This is a genomic window from Methanolobus sp., assembly GCF_016278365.1.
Lineage (GTDB): Archaea > Halobacteriota > Methanosarcinia > Methanosarcinales > Methanosarcinaceae > Methanolobus.
The window spans coordinates 1-16,487 of record NZ_JADQBZ010000004.1 but is presented as its reverse complement, the minus strand read 5'-3'; the positions used below and the strand labels follow the sequence as shown (position 1 = coordinate 16,487).

Below are 16,487 nucleotides of genomic sequence, written 5' to 3'. Positions count from 1 at the left end.
TTTGATACAATGAGCGAAAAATGTCAGGAGTGCGGCGGGAAAGGACACAAAGTCGTCGACTCAAAGAAATGCCCCGAATGCAAAGGGGCAGGTAAGTCCAGATCGGTCGATTTGATGAAGCTTTCAGAAAAAGATATGGATAGTTTCCTCAAGAACGGTTCCAGTTGCACTAAATGCAATGGCACCGGCGAGATAGAGATAACGGAAGAATGCGTTGCCTGCTCTGGAAGAGGTGCTTTTTACAAGTGCAGGATATGTGGAGTGGCAACTGAGGGATTATACAATGGCGAAGAGGTTTGCTCGTCATGTGCTAAAAAACAGATCGTGTATAAGCTCGATGATTCCTGCAATATTGAAGAGCTGGAAGTTGGAAAACTTTACCACGCGGTTGTCAGGAACATAGCGGATTTCGGAGTTTTCGTCGACATGAATTCCAACATGAGAGGACTCATCCACTCCAGCAACATGAAGGAAGAACTCAAAGTCGGCGAGGATGTAATTGTGGCTGTCAAGGAAATAAAACCAAGGGGAAAAATGGACCTTGTGCCACGTAAGCTTAAAGAGTACCAGACCGTGGACCTTGAAAAGGACCTGCCAACAAAGCTTGCGTCAGAGATCCAGAAGCTTGTCGGGACGAGCGTAAGGGTAGAGGGAGAGATCATACAGGTCAAACAGACTGCAGGCCCGACCATATTCACTATTGCCGATGAGACCGGACAGATATCCGCAGCAGCGTTCGAGAGCGCAGGCGAGAGGGCATATCCCCACATCACTTCGGATATGATAGTGTCCGCCACTGGCGATATCACTGCCCGTGGGGACAGTGTGCAACTGGAAATTAAGAGTCTCAAGAAGCAGAGCGGACCAAAAGAGGCAGAGATACGTAAACGTATCGAGGCTGCCCTTGACAGGAGAGCGGAACCGCATGAGATTGAGTTCATGGTGGAGAGTGAAGTGCTTGAGAAGCTGAGACCTTCCATGAGCCATGTTGCAAAGGAGATTCGCAAGGCTATAATCACTTCCACACCTATATTATTGCGTCATCATGCTGACGCTGACGGAATGACCGCAGCACTGGCAATCGAAAAGGCCATACTCCCCCTGATAAAGGAAGTGAACGGTCAGGATGGTGAATATCACTTTTATAAGAGGGCACCTTCAAAAGCACCTTTCTATGAGATGGCCGATGTTGTACGCGATATCAGTTTCGCTCTTGAGGATACGGTGCGTCACGGACAGAAGATGCCTCTTGTTGTCAGTGTTGACAACGGCTCTTCGATAGAGAATATACCTGCAATGAGGAAGGCCAGTGTATATGGTATCAGGATGATAGTTGTCGACCATCACCACCCTGACCAGGAAGTTGATGAGTTCCTGATAGCGCATGTCAATCCGGCACATGTGGGTGGAGACTTCGGCATAACAGCCGGGATGCTGTGCACTGAAGTAGCACGTATGATCAACAAAGATGTGGAGAATGACATAAGGCATTTGCCTGCTGTTGCAGCTGTCGGTGACCGTTCAGAAGCTCCTGAAGCGAAGGTATATATCCAGATGGTGTCCGATAAGTACAGCCTGCAAGACCTGAAGGACATGGCCCTTGCGCTTGACTTTGAAGCATACTGGCTAAAATTCAATAATGGCAAAGGTATAATCGACGATATTCTCAATTTTGGAGACGAGAAGATACATAAGAACCTGGTGAAAGTGCTTTGCGAGCAGGCCAACGAGATGATAGATGAGCAGATGGAAGTATGCACGTCTCATGTCAAAACACAGACACTGGCCAACGGAGCTTTACTTAACGTCCTTGATGTGGAGAACTATGCCCATACATTCACTTTCCCGCCACCTGGAAAGACATCCGGGGAAGTACACGACCGCCTGTGCCGCAAGTTTGAAGGAAAGCCGCTCATCACCCTGGGCTTTGGGCCGGACTTTGCAGTTATAAGGTCAAAAGGCGTCAAGATGAATATTCCGCGCATGGTAAGGGAGCTTCATGACGAAATAAAAGGTGGAGGCGTGAACGGCGGAGGACACCTTGTAGTTGGCAGCATAAAGTTCGTAGAAGGTATGCGTACCGAAGTGCTTTCAAAATTAGCTGAGAAAATAGGCGCTGTAGAAGTAGAATAATACTTCTACGCAATCTTTTATTTATTTCTGATCATATCAGTCTACGCGCACTATGCGTACAAGAGAGCTTACAGGTACTTCTGAGATAGTCTCCGAGCCGCTTTTATCGACAAGCACTGCGATAGCTATGGGCTTTGCGCCGGAGCTGCGAAGATGAGCTACAACATCGTTCACTGTACTTCCGCTGGTGATGACATCATCTACTATGACACACCTCTTGCCCTTGATGCTTGCGAAGTTCCTGCTGAAGGCACCCCTTATCTGTGCATCCTCAGTCTGCTCGTTGTACGAATGGTAGACCGAAAGCTCCAGTTCGAGTTCGTCAGCCATGAGGCTTGCCAGAGGAACACCGCTTAAGCCGATGCCTACGATGACATCTGCCTCGGTATCTGCCTGTTCCAGTGTCTCGATGACCATGTCACAGAGAGCGATACCTATATGGCGCAGCCTGAAAGCACTCTTGCCTATACCACTCCAGTTAACAGATATATCCTTGGGAGCAGGAGAAGATTCTTCCTTTTTTGAACGTGTTAAAAGCCAGGTCACTGTGTCCCTGGAAACGTTGAGTTCGTCTGCTATCTGCCTTGTAACAAGCCCGTTAGCCTGCAACTCCACAGCCTTCTGGATCAATTTGTCAATATTCTTCATATGAACCCCGCTATTCTAGATAAGATTCGTTTCTTCCTTATGTATGTAAGACATGTTATATTTTTCTTTTACGCTTCTTATTAAGCTGCGAACCACACACGGGGCAAATATCTCCCGTGGGAAAGCGTCTTCGGCATCCGAAACACTCTTTCTCCCATTCGAGCACATCCCGTATCTTTTTCTGCGCCACAGGCATTACCCTGATGCCAAGCACGCTGGCAGTGTTCTGTACAGCATAATCATCTGTCAGGAGGACAGCATCCTTACCAAACTCGAGGGCTTTTGCGAGCACGTCTATATCCGTTGCAGACAACTCCTCAGAGTCTCTGGTGCTACCTGCAGCCTCAATTACCCGCTGTTTCATGACCGGGTCAACAGACTCCACCCTTGCACCATTTTCCTGAGCCAGCTCGAACCTCATAGAAGCCTCATGGCTCCTGAGTTCTTTCACAACGGAACTCACAGTTACAATCGTTGAAGGGTCGATATCCTTTCCCATTATAAAGACTGCCGAATCAGCGATATAGATCATTGGTCAGTATAGAGATTCTGCACTGATTAACTCTTTGGGTGTTCAGGGAAGAAGCACTTTGCAAGAGACATAGATAAATATTATAAAATAAATATTAAATAATTATAACTAATTTAAACAGACCATTTTGCGAAATACCGCATATGGATAAAATATTCCACTTGTGGAACAATAGAACTGAAAGTCAAGGAAAACCTCTATGCGGTGAAGACAAAAGGTTTCATGTCCATCCCGAAAATGAGAGGAACTAAAGTATTACTGGAATTATGATATAACCGGTGAAGGAATTGCACTGCTGGCATCCCATGGTAAAAAAGATAAACCTAACTGCTGATAATCCCTTAAAAACATCCGGTAATGATAATATGGACATCAATAAATCTAAAGATATCATCGTCAGGTTCATCAGGGAAAAAGTGCGGGAAGCAGGATGCAAAGGAGCGGTTGTGGGTATCAGCGGGGGCATTGACTCTGCACTGACAGCATATCTTTGTGTCGAAGCATTGGGAAAGGAAAATGTGTTGGGAATTCATCTTCCGGAAGTCAACCTCACGCCCGCCGAAGATGTCCTTGATGCCACTGAAGTGGCCGAGCGTCTGGGAATAGAATTCAGGACCATAGATATATCCGGTCCTCTGACAGCTTTCATGGTGGCAGTGCCGGATAGCGGACCGGACTTTCGCCATGCTAACGGCAACCTCAAGGCCAGGATACGTATGTCAGTACTATACTATTATGCCAATACGATGCAAAGAGTTGTAGTCGGCACAGGTAACAAAACAGAGCTCCTGCTCGGGTATTTTACGAAGTATGGTGATGGCGGCGTAGACCTTGAACCAATAGGGGACCTGTACAAGACAGAAGTAAGAGAAATGTCAGGTCTTGTAGGAGTACCACAGGGCATTATTGATAAGGCGCCTTCAGCGGGGCTATGGGCCGGACAGACTGATGAGGGAGAACTTGGCATTACCTACGCAATTGTAGACAGATTCCTGGCAATGCTCCTGGAAGGAGAAAAGCCGCAGGTAGCCCAGAATACACTCGGTATGACACCGCAGCAGAGGGACTCGGTGTTTGCGCGCATCCATGCGAACATTCACAAAAGGAAAGCTCCCCCACTTCCGGAACTGGATGCATTGAGGAAGTCGGATATAGTGGTATGATCATCTGCCCGGAAAAAGAGAAGCATCGGAGTCCCTGAACCTTATCAGGGGTTTGGCAAGATGTCTCCTGGCACATGGAGGGACTTCATAGAATCCTGCCTCAAGATCCCTTTTCACCTGCAGAGACTGGGTCTCAAGAGATTCAGTCGCACATTTCCTGCACCTGTAACCCTGGCCGGTGCCTGCGGATTTCATTCTTTTACCACAAGACGGACACAAGGGGTTCCTGTTTTCAACAAGTTGTGCAAGAGATATAATTTGAATCTTCTCGATATTAAGGGTGCTTTCCATAACACTGCCATACACAATGACCCGATCTCCCGGGATAAGTTTGCGAATGATTTCCCGGAAATTCTTGGTCGGCTCAAAGGCTGCGCAATCTATTGTTTTCCCTGAATCGTCCTCTAATATGAAAATTGAATGCCCACCCCTGATCGTATGAGATGCAGTTGCAACTGTCCCTTCCAGCATATAAGAATGCATGTCCAGAACATCATCCACCCCCTGCGTATGCATGAGGTGCATATCTGTTCCCTGATTAGTCCTGTAAATACATGAACGCTCGATCTCTTCAGAGCGGACCATTGCTACGGCTGCCTCTACAGCAAATCTTGTGTTCCCTCTGATGCCGTACAGCACCGGGTCCGGGGATCTTGGCACGCATACGACCAATTCATTGAACCTGTCAACTGAATCCCATGTTCCAGGATATGTTCTCAGGTCAGCCTCAAAGAGCGAATCACTATCCACAAAGCGTTTTGTACCGCATGCCTCAGTCTTCCTGTAAGTAAGGAATTCGTAGGTATGTTCCCATTCCTTATCAAGCATCGCGCCGCAGGCTGCAAGCGCACCTATAAGGCCGCGCCCGTTCTTGAAGGCCCGGAATGTCAATCCCAGGTTTTCTGCAAGCGACTTTGCTTCTTCTATGGATATGACATCCCTTACAGCGTGCAGGAAGAACTCCGACAGCAAAGGTTTAGCTTTTCCGAAATCCTCTTCCATGATGAATACCACACCCGGATTAGTATTCTCACATTCCATCCTGGCAAGGGAGGAAATCCTTGAGACAACATGCCCGATAAGCTTTTCAGGTTCATTGCAATTGAAACACATTGCTACTGAAGCGTTTCCCCTGGTCTTGTATGGAATTGTAGGGTTCAGGCGGATAAGTAAAGGATCACCTACAGGATTGCAAAAATCAGAGAGCTCATCTATCAACAGGGCTCCGAGATAAGTTGTGCACATGCCTTCCCTGGAATCAGTATCATCTATTCCGATGATAATTCTTTTGCAGCTTTTATCCATCGAACCGATAACCCATACTCGTGCCTATAATTAAACTATTCCGCATGTCGTACTTCATAATCTCCCCCTTAATAATCTTCCTGCATTTCCGGGTGAAGATATATTTATATAGACATGCAAACAAAGGCTAATCTGTAATGACAAAAGAGATTCTAATACATCAGATTGTCGATGTATTGAGGCAGGCAGGTTTTATTGTTTCAAAACGCTGCAATATCCGGCCCCGAAGTTTTGATCTCGCCGCCAGGAACGCTGAAACTCTCCTTTTCTGCAAAGTACTGTTTAATATTGACGGACTTAATGAAGAAACGGCAAGGGAAATGAGAGGACTGGCCCATTGCCTTGGCGGATCTGCACTGCTAATAGGAGCAAAGACAAGAGACCAGTTGCTTGAGGACAATGTCGTTTACATGCGTTATGACATACCTGCAATCAATGTTCAGACCCTTTACGATTACTTTATTGAGAACGTACCCCCACTGGTATCAGCATCCCCCGGAGGACTTTATGTCTCCATTGATGGTGACGTACTGAAGGAAGCCCGCCAGCGTACATCTATGTCACTTGGATCCCTGGCATCCCAGCTTGGTGTTTCACGCAGGACGATAAGTAAATATGAAGATGGAGGGATGGACGCTTCCATCGACATAGTCCTCCAGCTTGAAGAGCTGCTGGATGTGGCCCTGGCCAGATCCATCGACCTGCTGCAATGCTTTGAGAAACACAAGGGAATAGGTGCCTCTCCTGAAGCGGAAACCGAAACAAAAATAGAAAAGCAAACCCCCGATGAGGGAATATTAGACATGCTGCATGCCCTTGGATACCAGGTGATGTCAACGGCCCAGGCGCCCTTTAAAGCGATCTCAAAGGATACTTCAGATATCCTGCTCACTGGGATCAGCAGCTACAGTAGCGCAATGATCAAGCGTGCAGACCTTATGAGCAGTATTTCATGTGTCACCATGACAAAGTCAGTGTTCATCATCAACGGGGAAACAAAGTCACAGAACGTTGAGAACACAATCCTTATCGAGAAGAGGGAACTTGATAAATTATCAGGAAGCGAGGAACTTGCGGAACTGATAGATGAAAGGACAAAGCGGCATATTCCAAAACCCTAATATACAGAAATCCCTTTAAGAGTAGCAATGACTACGAATATCGCAGTACTTGTTTCCGGAAGGGGCTCAAATCTGCAATCAATTATAGATAGCATTGAGAGTGGAAGTATCCGGGATGTTAAGGTATCTGTGGTCATCAGCGATGTCAAAAATGCATTTGCCCTTGAGCGCGCCCGCAGGCACGGAATCGATGCTATATTTATAGACCCTCGCTCTTTTGTGGATAAGAAAGCATACGAACAGGATGTGCTCAAAACCCTGGGCCAGTATGATATCGGATTGATACTCCTTGCAGGTTACATGCGGATAGTTGGCAGGGAGGTCATTGAGGCCTACCGCAATAAGATCATCAATATACATCCGGCACTGCTGCCATCTTTCAAAGGACTGCACGCCCAGAAGCAGGCTTTTGACTACGGTGTCAGGGTATCGGGTTGCACTGTCCACTTTGTGGACGAAGGTATGGATACAGGACCCATAATAATCCAGAAATGCGTACCGGTCCTGGAAGGAGATACACCGGATACTCTTGCGGCGCGTATACTTGAAAAGGAACATCAGATATTCCCTGAGGCCGTGAAACTTTTCGTTGAGGGTAAACTTAAAGTGGAAGGCAGGGTTGTAGTACGCACATAATCCACATTAATACATATATTATTTATTACACTAGTCTAACGGTTGATAACATGTCATATATCTCGGAAGTTGACCCAGAGATCGCCGAAGCCCTCAGGCTTGAAGCGAACCGCCAGGATTACAAGCTGAACCTTATTGCATCGGAGAACTATGCAAGCCGTGCAGTCATGGAGGCCCAGGGCTCCGTGATGACAAACAAGTATGCCGAAGGCTATTCAGGTAAGCGCTACTACGGCGGGTGCGACTATGTCGATATAGCTGAAGACCTTGCTATCCAGAGGGCAAAGAAGATATTTGGTGCTGAGCACGTTAATGTCCAGCCTCATTCAGGTTCCGGTGCCAACATGGCAGTTTATTTCTCGGTACTGAAAGTAGGCGATTCCATCATGTCAATGGACCTTTCACACGGCGGTCACCTTTCACACGGCAGCCCTGTGAATTTTGCAGGCCAGCTATACAAGATAGTACCATACGGAGTAGACAAGGAAACCGAAGCACTTGATTACGACGCTCTTATGGCAATGGCAAAGGCCAGCAAGCCCAGAATGATAGTTTGCGGCGCCTCGGCATATTCAAGGACTATCGACTTTAAGGCATTCAGGGAAATAGCAGATGAGGTAGATGCATACCTGCTTGCGGATATCGCCCATATCGCAGGTCTTGTAGCAGCAGGAGCACACCCCAGCCCGGTACCGTACTGTGATTTCGTGACCACCACCACCCACAAGACCCTGAGGGGCCCCAGAGGTGGAATGGTGATGTGCCGCGAGGAATACGCAAAGGAAGTCGCTAAGGCAGTGTTCCCCGGACTACAGGGAGGACCCCTTATGCACATTATTGCTGCAAAGGCAGTGGCATTCAAGGAAGCTATGAGCGAGCAGTTCAAGAAAGACCAGTTCCAGACTGTCAGCAATGCCAGGACACTTTCCGACGAACTTCAGACCAGCGGCTTTGACATAGTGTCAGGAGGTACTGACAACCACGTTATGCTCATCAACCTTAACAAGTTCAATGTTACTGGAAAGGAAGTTGAAGCGGGCATGAGCAAGGCAGGCATCATCCTTAACAAGAACACCATTCCCTTTGAGACCAGAAGCCCCTTCATCACAAGCGGTATAAGGATAGGCACTCCGGCAACCACCACCAGGGGTATGCAGGAAAAGGAAATGAAAGAGATCGCCGGCTACATCAAGACTGTTATCGACAACCTTGCTAACGAAACTGTGCTCAACAGCGTCAATTCCGATGTGGAGCAGCTCTGCAGCAGTTTCCCGATATACAAGTAAAAGTATTACTTCGGAAGGCATGAAACGGGGTGTCCACAATGGCTCAAGAGAACTATGATTCCAGAAGGATTGACGGCAAAAGCCTGGCAGGCAAAGTGGAAGCACAGGTCAGGCAGGGAGTCGGGCAACTTAAAAAAGAGAAGAATGTGACTCCAGGCCTTGCAACCATACTTGTGGGAGAGGATCCGGCCTCAAAGATGTATGTCCGCCTGAAGCATAAGGCCTGTGAAAGGATAGGGATACATGCAGAGGATCATAACCTGCCTGAGTCCACAAGTCAGGAAGAGCTTATGGGAGTTATCAGGGAACTGAACTCCAGAAAGGATATCCATGGCATACTGTTACAGCTCCCCCTTCCCGGACACTTGGATGCGAAGGCCGCCATGCTGGCCATTGACCCCGCCAAGGATTCAGATGGTTTCCATCCATGCAACATGGGAAAGCTTCTCATAGGTGAGGAGGGACTTGTACCCTGCACACCTAAAGGAGTCATCAGGGCACTGGAAGAGTACAATGTCCGGATCCAGGGAAAACACGCTGTGATCGTAGGACACAGCAATGTCGTGGGAAAGCCCATGGCTGCAATGCTCATCAACCGCAATGCAACGGTCTCTGTCTGTCATGTCTTCACAGACAACCTGAAAAAGTACACACTTGATGCTGATATTCTTGTTGTTGGCACAGGCGTGAAACACCTCATAAAGGAAGATATGATCAAGGAAGGTGCGGTCATCTTCGATGTGGGCATTACCGAAGAAAATGGTAAGGTCTATGGGGACGTTGATTTTGACAATGTGATCCGGAAGGCTTCTCTCATCACCCCGGTTCCCGGTGGTGTGGGGCCCATGACAATAGCCATACTCATGGAACATGTGCTTAGGGCAGCAATGAATGCCTGATAAGCACTCTTATATACTTTTATAATTTAGTAGCCAATGTCCTTTTATCCAGTGGTGAATTGATCCTGCCAGGTTGAACTATGGTTGTTGATGTTGATATATGTGGCTTGAAAATTGGTGACGAGCACCCTGTCAGATTGATGGGCGTTATCAACCTGAGCAGGGAGTCGTTCTATAAGGACTCCGTGGTAAGTACTGATTCTCTCCTTGATGTTGCCCGGAAAATGGTAGATGACGGTGCAATGATAATAGATATAGGAGCCCGCTCAACATGGCCTCTTGCAAAACCCCTTGTCAGCAAAGAGGAGGAACTGCAGCGCATGTTACCTGCACTGGACATGCTGAAGGATAACGTGGATGCGCTTATTTCTGTGGACACTGTTTACTCTGATGTTGCTGAGGGTGCTCTGAAGCATGGTGCTGATATTGTTAACGATGTGTCGGGATTCACCATCGACCTGCGTATGATGGATGTAGTGGCAGACCACTCCTGTCCTGCTGTTATTATGGCATCAGATAAGCTCCCGGGGGACCCGATAGGCATGGATGCCATCATGGGGTCCCTTGCATCCATCATTTCCAGGGCCGATTCAAAGGGAATAGATACAAACAAGCTCATACTCGACCCTGCCATTGGAAAGTGGATCCCTGAAAAAGACCCCATTTATGATTTTGAGACCATCGACCAGTTCGAGAGCCTGAAGGTTTTTGGGAAACCACTGCTTGCAGCTATATCCAGGAAATCCTGCATCGATGCGGTGCTGCATAAACCCGCAAGTGAGAGGCTATATGGAAGCCTTGCAGCCACGGCTATTGTCGTACACAAGGGAGCTCATATCATACGGACCCATGATGTCGCGGAAACCAGGGACGTTGTCGAGGTTGCAAGGGCGATTAGAAACAGGCAATCCGTTGTCCAATCAGACAATTTTGAGATATCCATCATAGATATAACTCATCCTGATGACGCTGAATATCTCATGAAGGGCATTGGTGTCACTGGAACCGGTGCAAAGGTAATGAAGAATAAGACCGTGAGCAAAGTTATACGTGTCAGCAATATCACCACCACCGAAGCCCTGATCATCAAGCAGGAGATGCTGGCCAGAGGAGGGGATGCAGCCCTTGAGCGTGATGCCGTATCCCATGAGACCGAAAAGACGGACATACTGATCATAGGTACACTCCTGCAGTTCGAGAAACTGGTCCGCAAGCTCTCATACCAGGCACGCAGCCTTCCGCTCATTGCAGAGATGATGGCAAAGGCCCTGGAACAGGACATGGATGTGGAATACCGCTATCAGAGGGAGCTATGATAATCTCATCTGCAAAGCCATTTGAAGAAATACTGGAACTGCTTAAAGAGGAGGACGATATATTTATCCTGGGCTGCAATGCATGTGCCGCAAAACTGCATGTCGGCGGCGAGCCCGAGGTCATCAGAATGCAGCAGCGTCTTGAGGAAGCAGGAAAGCGCGTAGTGGGATGGGTGGTCCCAAGCGCCGCCTGCAGCGTGGCATCCTTTGATGCGCTTGTTGAAAAGAGCCCTGCCCTGAAGGAAGCAAAAGTGGTTCTTGTCATGGCCTGCGGAAGCGGAGTATCCACAGTATCCAGAGTTGCAGACCTGCCGGTCTACCCATCGAACAACACGGATTCCCTGGGGGGGCGCTCACAAGGAGAAGTGATTCCCCAACTCTGTGCCATGTGCGGGAATTGTACAATATATTATTTCGGTGGCATCTGCCCCAGGGGACAGTGTCCCAAGCAGCTAATCAACGGACCCTGCGGCGGATCGCTGGATGGGAAATGTGAAGTAGATCAGGACAAGGACTGCGTGTGGGAACTGATCTATCTGAGGCTTGAGAGGATTGGCAGGCTGGATTTGCTGGAAAAGATATGGGATTCTGATGGCATACCTGAGTAGGATTTCCTGTATCAGGCAAAATATGCTCTCCTGTGAATTGCGATGCTTTTAAAAACCAGACTCGCATATAGTCCCACGATGCCCCGGACTTTCAAAGAAAAACTTTTATTTGATGATTTTCTTGTTACGGCTGAGATCACTCCCCCGAAAGGAACAGACCTGAGCGAAGCCCTTGAAGACGCGGAGATGCTCAGGGGGTTGGCGGATGCACTCAATGTTACCGACAACCAGCGGGCAGTTATGAGAATGAGCCCTCTTGCGGTCAGTAAGACACTGCTGGACAAAGGACATGAGGTTATTATGCAGCTGACATGCAGGGACCGAAACCGGCTGGCGCTCCAGTCGGATGTGCTTGCAGCTTATTCACTGGGAATAAGGAACATATCTGTAATGTCAGGGGATCATACTACCAAAGGAGACCATCCCCGGGCCAGACCTGTCTTTGATATTGACTCCGTACAGCTTCTGGGAACTATCCAGAAAATGAAAGAAGGTTTCGATCTCTCAGGTAACGAGATAGGTGGCCTGCCTGACCTGACAGTGGGAGCAGTATCCAACACCGACCTGTCCAAACCCATGCAACTGCTGAAGCTCAGGAAAAAGATAAAGATGGGTGCAGAATTCATACAAACACAGGCTGTATATGATACCGGGCAGTTTCAGACATTTATGGAACATATAGTTGACATGGATGTTCCTGTGATTGCCGGGGTGATTCCCCTCAAGTCAGCAAAAATGGCAAGATTCATGAACGGGAACATACCCGGAATCAATGTCCCTCCGGAGATAATCAAGCGCATGGAGAATGCGGAAGAACCGGCCTGGGAAGGGCTTTCAATATGTGCACAGACCATAATGGAGCTTAAAGGGCTTTGCCGGGGTATTCATGTGATGCCTATCGGCAATCATAGCAGGACACCTGAATTGCTAGAGATGGCAGGGATCAGGAAGGATAATTAATGTCAAAAACGCAGGTAGACTATGCAAAGAACGGGGTCCTGACCCCTGAGATGCGATATATTGCAAAGACCGAAGGCCTTGATGAGCAACTTGTAGTGGAAAGGGTCGCCAATGGTAGCCTTGTGATAATGACCAGGAAAGGATGCCCAACGATTGCTATAGGAAAAGGAGCATCCACAAAGATCAATGTAAACCTGGGTACTTCTTCGGCTTCCATTGACCTTGATTCCGAGCTTGAGAAAGTGATGGTTGCCGGGAAGTACGGCGCAGACACTATCACAGACCTGTCAATGGGTGGTGACATCACCGGAATAAGGAGAATGGTGTTTGAGAACACGGTGCTTCCTGTCACAACGGTGCCCATATACCAGACCATTGTGGAATGCGGGATGGATGGCGCAAGCATTGATGATATCATCTCTTATATCCGAAAGCATGTGGAAGAGGGCGTCAGCTCCATTCTGCTGCATTGCGTTGACAGGGATATGCTTGAACGTCTGAAAGGCTCCGGCAGGGTCATGGGCATGGTGTCCAAGGGCGGGTCTTTTACCAGCACCTTCATGCTGCTGAATAATTGTGAGAATCCTTTTATAGAGCACTTTGAGGAAGTCGTGGAGATACTCAGGAAAAACGATGTTGTGCTTTCCCTTGGGAATACCATGAGGAGCGGCTGTGTTCATGATCTGCAGGATCAGGCACAGCTAATGGAAGCCAGAAGGAACGCCGACCTTGCAAAAAGAGCGAACGAAATGGGCGTGCAGGTAATCATCAATGGTATGGGCGGACATATACCGGCCTCCTCTATTCCTGCAAGTGTCAGGTTTTACAAGGAAATGGGAGACTACCCCCTTTTTGTAGCAGGTCCGCTGCCAACTGATATCGCTGTGGGATACGATCACATCGCGGGAGCAGTTGGAGCAAGTCTCGCAAGTGGGGCGGGGGCGGATTACCTGTGCTACATCACTCCTGCAGAACATCTCTCACTTCCAAACCCGGAGCAGGTCAGAGAGGGACTTATCGCATTCAGGATTGCGGCGCACATCGGTGACTCCATGAAGTACGGACTTGACGACAGGGACCTGATGCTTGCCAGGAAGAGAGCGGATTTTGACTGGAAAGGACAGGCAGAACTTGCCCTGGACCCTGACCGACCGGAACAGATGTGCCCCCAGGAAGGACCCTGTTCCATGTGCGGGGATTATTGCGCGATAAAGATAATGAAGGGCTACCTGTCAGGGGCTAACTGAATGAAAGCTGATTTTCCATCCTTACAGATGTATGGCATAAAGACACCACTCATAAAGCCAGGAGACAACATTGCTGAAATCATAGCAGACTCCCTTAAGAGGCAGGGCCTGCAGCTCAGAGACAATGATGTCCTTGTTATCGCAGAGTCACCGGTTGCTACTTCAGAACACCGGCTGGCCCTGCTTGACGAGGTAAAACCTTCAGAGAAGGCTTTTCAGCTTGCAGAGCAGTACCAACTCGACCCCAGGGAGATGGAACTTATCCTGCAGGAGTGTGATGAAATATTCGGCGGTGTGCCGGGAGCTGCATTGACTATCACGAGGGGAACACTCGCACCCAACGCAGGCATAGACAGCTCCAACGCACCTGATGGTTATGTGGTGCTTCTTCCGAAGAACGCACAGGAGAGCGCCGCGAGGATTCACAGATACATACAGGATCGTTGTAATTGCCGTATCGGAGTTATCATAGGTGATAGCCGTACCCAGCCCCTCAGGCTCGGTTGTGTGGGTATCGCCATCGGCACATCAGGCATCGTACCCGTGGAGGATGCCAGGGGCACATTTGACCTTTTTGGAAAGGAACTGAAGATAACACGCAAGGCCGTTGCCGATAATATGGTTTCCGCCGCTCAGCTGCTCATGGGGGAGGCAGGAGAAAGCGTACCTGCAGTATTGGTAAGAGGTGCACCTGTCCAGGTAATTGAGGGTAACATGGAAATGCCCTTATTCACAAGGGATGAGTGCATGTATTACAGCAATATAAAAAATGGTTAGGAGGAAGTGTCAGAAGCCTCTTCCAGTCCCAGTGCCTGCATTATCATGTGGTACTCGCTAATCGGCATCCTCGAATAAAAAGCTCTCTTAATGACCTCGCTTAGTGAAGGATGGATGTCCATTGCGTACATTATAGGGGTAGCATTCTGCTCCGGGGTGTACATGAGAGGGATTATCTCATGGATAAGAACAGAAGCATGGGGGCCTATGATATGGGCGCCAAGTATCTTTTGCGTCGATGCTTCAAGGATGATCTTTACAAACTCATCCTGAAGATCCATTGCTTTGCCTTTGCCTGTTTCCTCGAAACGATAGAATCCGATAATAATATTTTCCTCACCGTAAGTTTCTGTGGCTCTTATCTCGCTCATACCCACACCGGCTATTTCGGGATAGCAGAATATGGCATGTGGAACAGCATGGTAATCTGCTTTGGCCTGCCTGTCCAATACAGCATTATAATAAACGACCGTGGATTCGTGATTTGCGACATGCTTGAACAGATATTTTCCTGTAGCGTCACCGAAAGCCCATATGTTCTCCTGAGAAGTTTTCATGCCCTCATTCACTTTTATCCACCCCAGTGCATCAGTCTCTATGCCTCCAAGGCCAGGGCTGAGGATGTCACTGTTGGGTGAGCGGCCTGTGGCAACCAGGATCTCGCTGGCAATCACCACTTTTTCTTCACCAGTTTTGCGGTCCTTGGCAAGGACCTTTTTACCTTCGGGAGAAACAGAAACTCCCAGAACCTCATGATCTGTGAGGATTTCCATGTGATTGGACATCATTCGCTTAGCAAGGACAGATATCTCGGGCTCCTCATCAGGGATGAAGTAAGGGTTCCTTCCGATTATTGTAACTTTTGAGCCCATCGCCGAGAAGAAGTGTCCGTATTCGGCAGCGATGTAACCACCTCCAATTATTGCCAGGCTCTCAGGAAGCTCTTCCATGGAGAGTAACGTATCACTTGTAAGGTAACCGGTCTCTTCAAGGCCTGTTATTGGAGGGATTGCCGGCTTTGAACCTGTGCTCAGAAAGATCATTTTTGAAGTGAGTGTCTCATCACCCACCTGCATGGTATATGGCGCAACAAAACTGGCGGAAGCGTTATAGTAATCTATTCTGTTATTATGAGAAAAACTATGCCGAATGTTGTCAATATCTTCAGAGATTATCGATCGCATCCTTTCCATTACATCCCTGAAGTTTATACTTTCAATGCGAACATTGATCCCAAACCTGCCAGCTTTACCAATATCCCTTAAAAGTTCTGCAGGATAGAGAAGCATTTTAGATGGAATACAGCCTCTTGTGAGACAGATACCGCCAGGCTCGTCCTTGTCGATGACAGCAACTCTCAGATGAGGGTCCGCATCCAGCATGGGATAGATATAATTGGTTCCTGAACCTGTGCCAATGATAATCAGATCGTATTCTTTCATTAGTTCACCCCACAATAGAGTATTCCTATGGTATTAGATGTCATCCTGTTCAATAATATTTTGGTGTTCCTGATGTTAAAGAAAGTTTTTGAATATATCAAAAGATGGAATTGTATCCGGAAGCAAAGAAAGTGATAAAAAGTAAAAAGGGCCTCATGACCCCTACTTTTGAACTAGAGAGAAGCAGGTAAGTGAAGCAGGTAATGATATAAAGATTTTTTGATTATACCGCATATGCTAGATATGACGGAAAAGGTACAACCTCAATTACCCAAGAAGCAACAGGGATAGTGCAAAAGCACCAGTATCAGAACATAACAATAACAAAATAACACAATCATGACCTTCGGTCACAGTGATCATAACAATACAAAAAGAAGAGTGATAGAATAAGTGAGCTGGCAGCGATCCGTA

At 47.9% G+C, this 16,487-nt stretch carries 15 protein-coding genes; 11 read left to right on the top strand and 4 right to left on the bottom strand.

Annotated features, from left to right (window positions below; translation table 11 throughout):
* The first annotated feature begins 9 nt into the window (after nt 1-9).
* A complete protein-coding gene (locus QZZ22_RS03555; protein ID WP_292462779.1) occupies nt 10-2,133 on the top strand; it encodes a DHH family phosphoesterase in 2,124 nt (707 codons plus the stop codon).
* A 36-nt stretch (nt 2,134-2,169) separates the two neighbouring features.
* Here the strand turns inward: QZZ22_RS03555 and QZZ22_RS03550 are convergent, their stop codons facing one another.
* Both QZZ22_RS03550 and QZZ22_RS03545 read right to left on the bottom strand, forming a co-directional pair.
* Nucleotides 2,170-2,781, bottom strand: coding sequence for an orotate phosphoribosyltransferase-like protein (locus QZZ22_RS03550; protein ID WP_292462777.1), 612 nt, complete (start codon nt 2,779-2,781; stop codon nt 2,170-2,172).
* A 55-nt stretch (nt 2,782-2,836) separates the two neighbouring features.
* Nucleotides 2,837-3,313: an NOB1 family endonuclease gene (locus QZZ22_RS03545; RefSeq protein WP_292462775.1), complete on the bottom strand. Its 477-nt coding sequence runs from the start codon at nt 3,311-3,313 to the stop codon at nt 2,837-2,839.
* 365 nt (nt 3,314-3,678) lie between these two features.
* On the opposite strand from QZZ22_RS03545, the gene QZZ22_RS03540 reads away from it, so the two are divergent.
* Nucleotides 3,679-4,476, top strand: coding sequence for an NAD+ synthase (locus QZZ22_RS03540; RefSeq protein WP_292463166.1), 798 nt, complete (start codon nt 3,679-3,681; stop codon nt 4,474-4,476).
* Here the strand turns inward: QZZ22_RS03540 and QZZ22_RS03535 are convergent, their stop codons facing one another.
* The gene (locus QZZ22_RS03535) at nt 4,477-5,781 is read right to left on the bottom strand and encodes a tRNA(Ile)(2)-agmatinylcytidine synthase (RefSeq protein ID WP_292462773.1); all 1,305 of its coding nucleotides are present in this window, start codon (nt 5,779-5,781) and stop codon (nt 4,477-4,479) included.
* A gap of 137 nt (nt 5,782-5,918) precedes the next feature.
* Between QZZ22_RS03535 and QZZ22_RS03530 the strand changes: the two genes are divergently transcribed.
* The 9 genes from QZZ22_RS03530 (at nt 5,919) to cofE (ending at nt 14,631) form a co-directional block, all read left to right on the top strand.
* Nucleotides 5,919-6,902, top strand: coding sequence for a transcriptional regulator (locus tag QZZ22_RS03530; RefSeq protein ID WP_292462771.1), 984 nt, complete (start codon nt 5,919-5,921; stop codon nt 6,900-6,902).
* A gap of 27 nt (nt 6,903-6,929) precedes the next feature.
* On the top strand, nt 6,930-7,538 hold the full coding sequence (gene purN, locus QZZ22_RS03525) for a phosphoribosylglycinamide formyltransferase (RefSeq protein WP_292462769.1): 609 nt from the start codon (nt 6,930-6,932) through the stop codon (nt 7,536-7,538).
* A 50-nt stretch (nt 7,539-7,588) separates the two neighbouring features.
* On the top strand, nt 7,589-8,824 hold the full coding sequence (glyA, locus tag QZZ22_RS03520; RefSeq protein ID WP_292462767.1) for a serine hydroxymethyltransferase: 1,236 nt from the start codon (nt 7,589-7,591) through the stop codon (nt 8,822-8,824).
* 38 nt (nt 8,825-8,862) lie between these two features.
* A complete protein-coding gene (locus QZZ22_RS03515; RefSeq protein WP_292462765.1) occupies nt 8,863-9,723 on the top strand; it encodes a bifunctional methylenetetrahydrofolate dehydrogenase/methenyltetrahydrofolate cyclohydrolase in 861 nt (286 codons plus the stop codon).
* 80 nt (nt 9,724-9,803) lie between these two features.
* On the top strand, nt 9,804-11,039 hold the full coding sequence (gene folP / locus QZZ22_RS03510) for a dihydropteroate synthase (RefSeq protein ID WP_292462763.1): 1,236 nt from the start codon (nt 9,804-9,806) through the stop codon (nt 11,037-11,039).
* Nucleotides 11,036-11,647, top strand: coding sequence for a methylenetetrahydrofolate reductase C-terminal domain-containing protein (locus QZZ22_RS03505; protein ID WP_292462761.1), 612 nt, complete (start codon nt 11,036-11,038; stop codon nt 11,645-11,647). The genes folP and QZZ22_RS03505 overlap by 4 nt, the downstream gene beginning before the upstream one ends.
* A gap of 78 nt (nt 11,648-11,725) precedes the next feature.
* The gene (locus QZZ22_RS03500) at nt 11,726-12,607 is read left to right on the top strand and encodes a methylenetetrahydrofolate reductase (protein WP_292463165.1); all 882 of its coding nucleotides are present in this window, start codon (nt 11,726-11,728) and stop codon (nt 12,605-12,607) included.
* Nucleotides 12,607-13,854 carry a phosphomethylpyrimidine synthase ThiC gene (thiC, locus tag QZZ22_RS03495; protein WP_292462759.1) on the top strand — a complete coding sequence of 416 codons (1,248 nt, stop codon included), beginning with the start codon at nt 12,607-12,609 and terminating at the stop codon, nt 13,852-13,854. Before QZZ22_RS03500 ends, thiC begins: the two co-directional genes overlap by 1 nt.
* On the top strand, nt 13,855-14,631 hold the full coding sequence (cofE, locus tag QZZ22_RS03490; RefSeq protein ID WP_292462755.1) for a coenzyme F420-0:L-glutamate ligase: 777 nt from the start codon (nt 13,855-13,857) through the stop codon (nt 14,629-14,631).
* Here the strand turns inward: cofE and QZZ22_RS03485 are convergent.
* Complete coding sequence (locus tag QZZ22_RS03485; RefSeq protein WP_292462754.1) at nt 14,628-16,073, bottom strand: dihydrolipoyl dehydrogenase; 1,446 nt, start codon at nt 16,071-16,073, stop codon at nt 14,628-14,630. The genes cofE and QZZ22_RS03485 overlap by 4 nt on opposite strands.
* Nucleotides 16,074-16,487 lie beyond the last annotated feature (414 nt).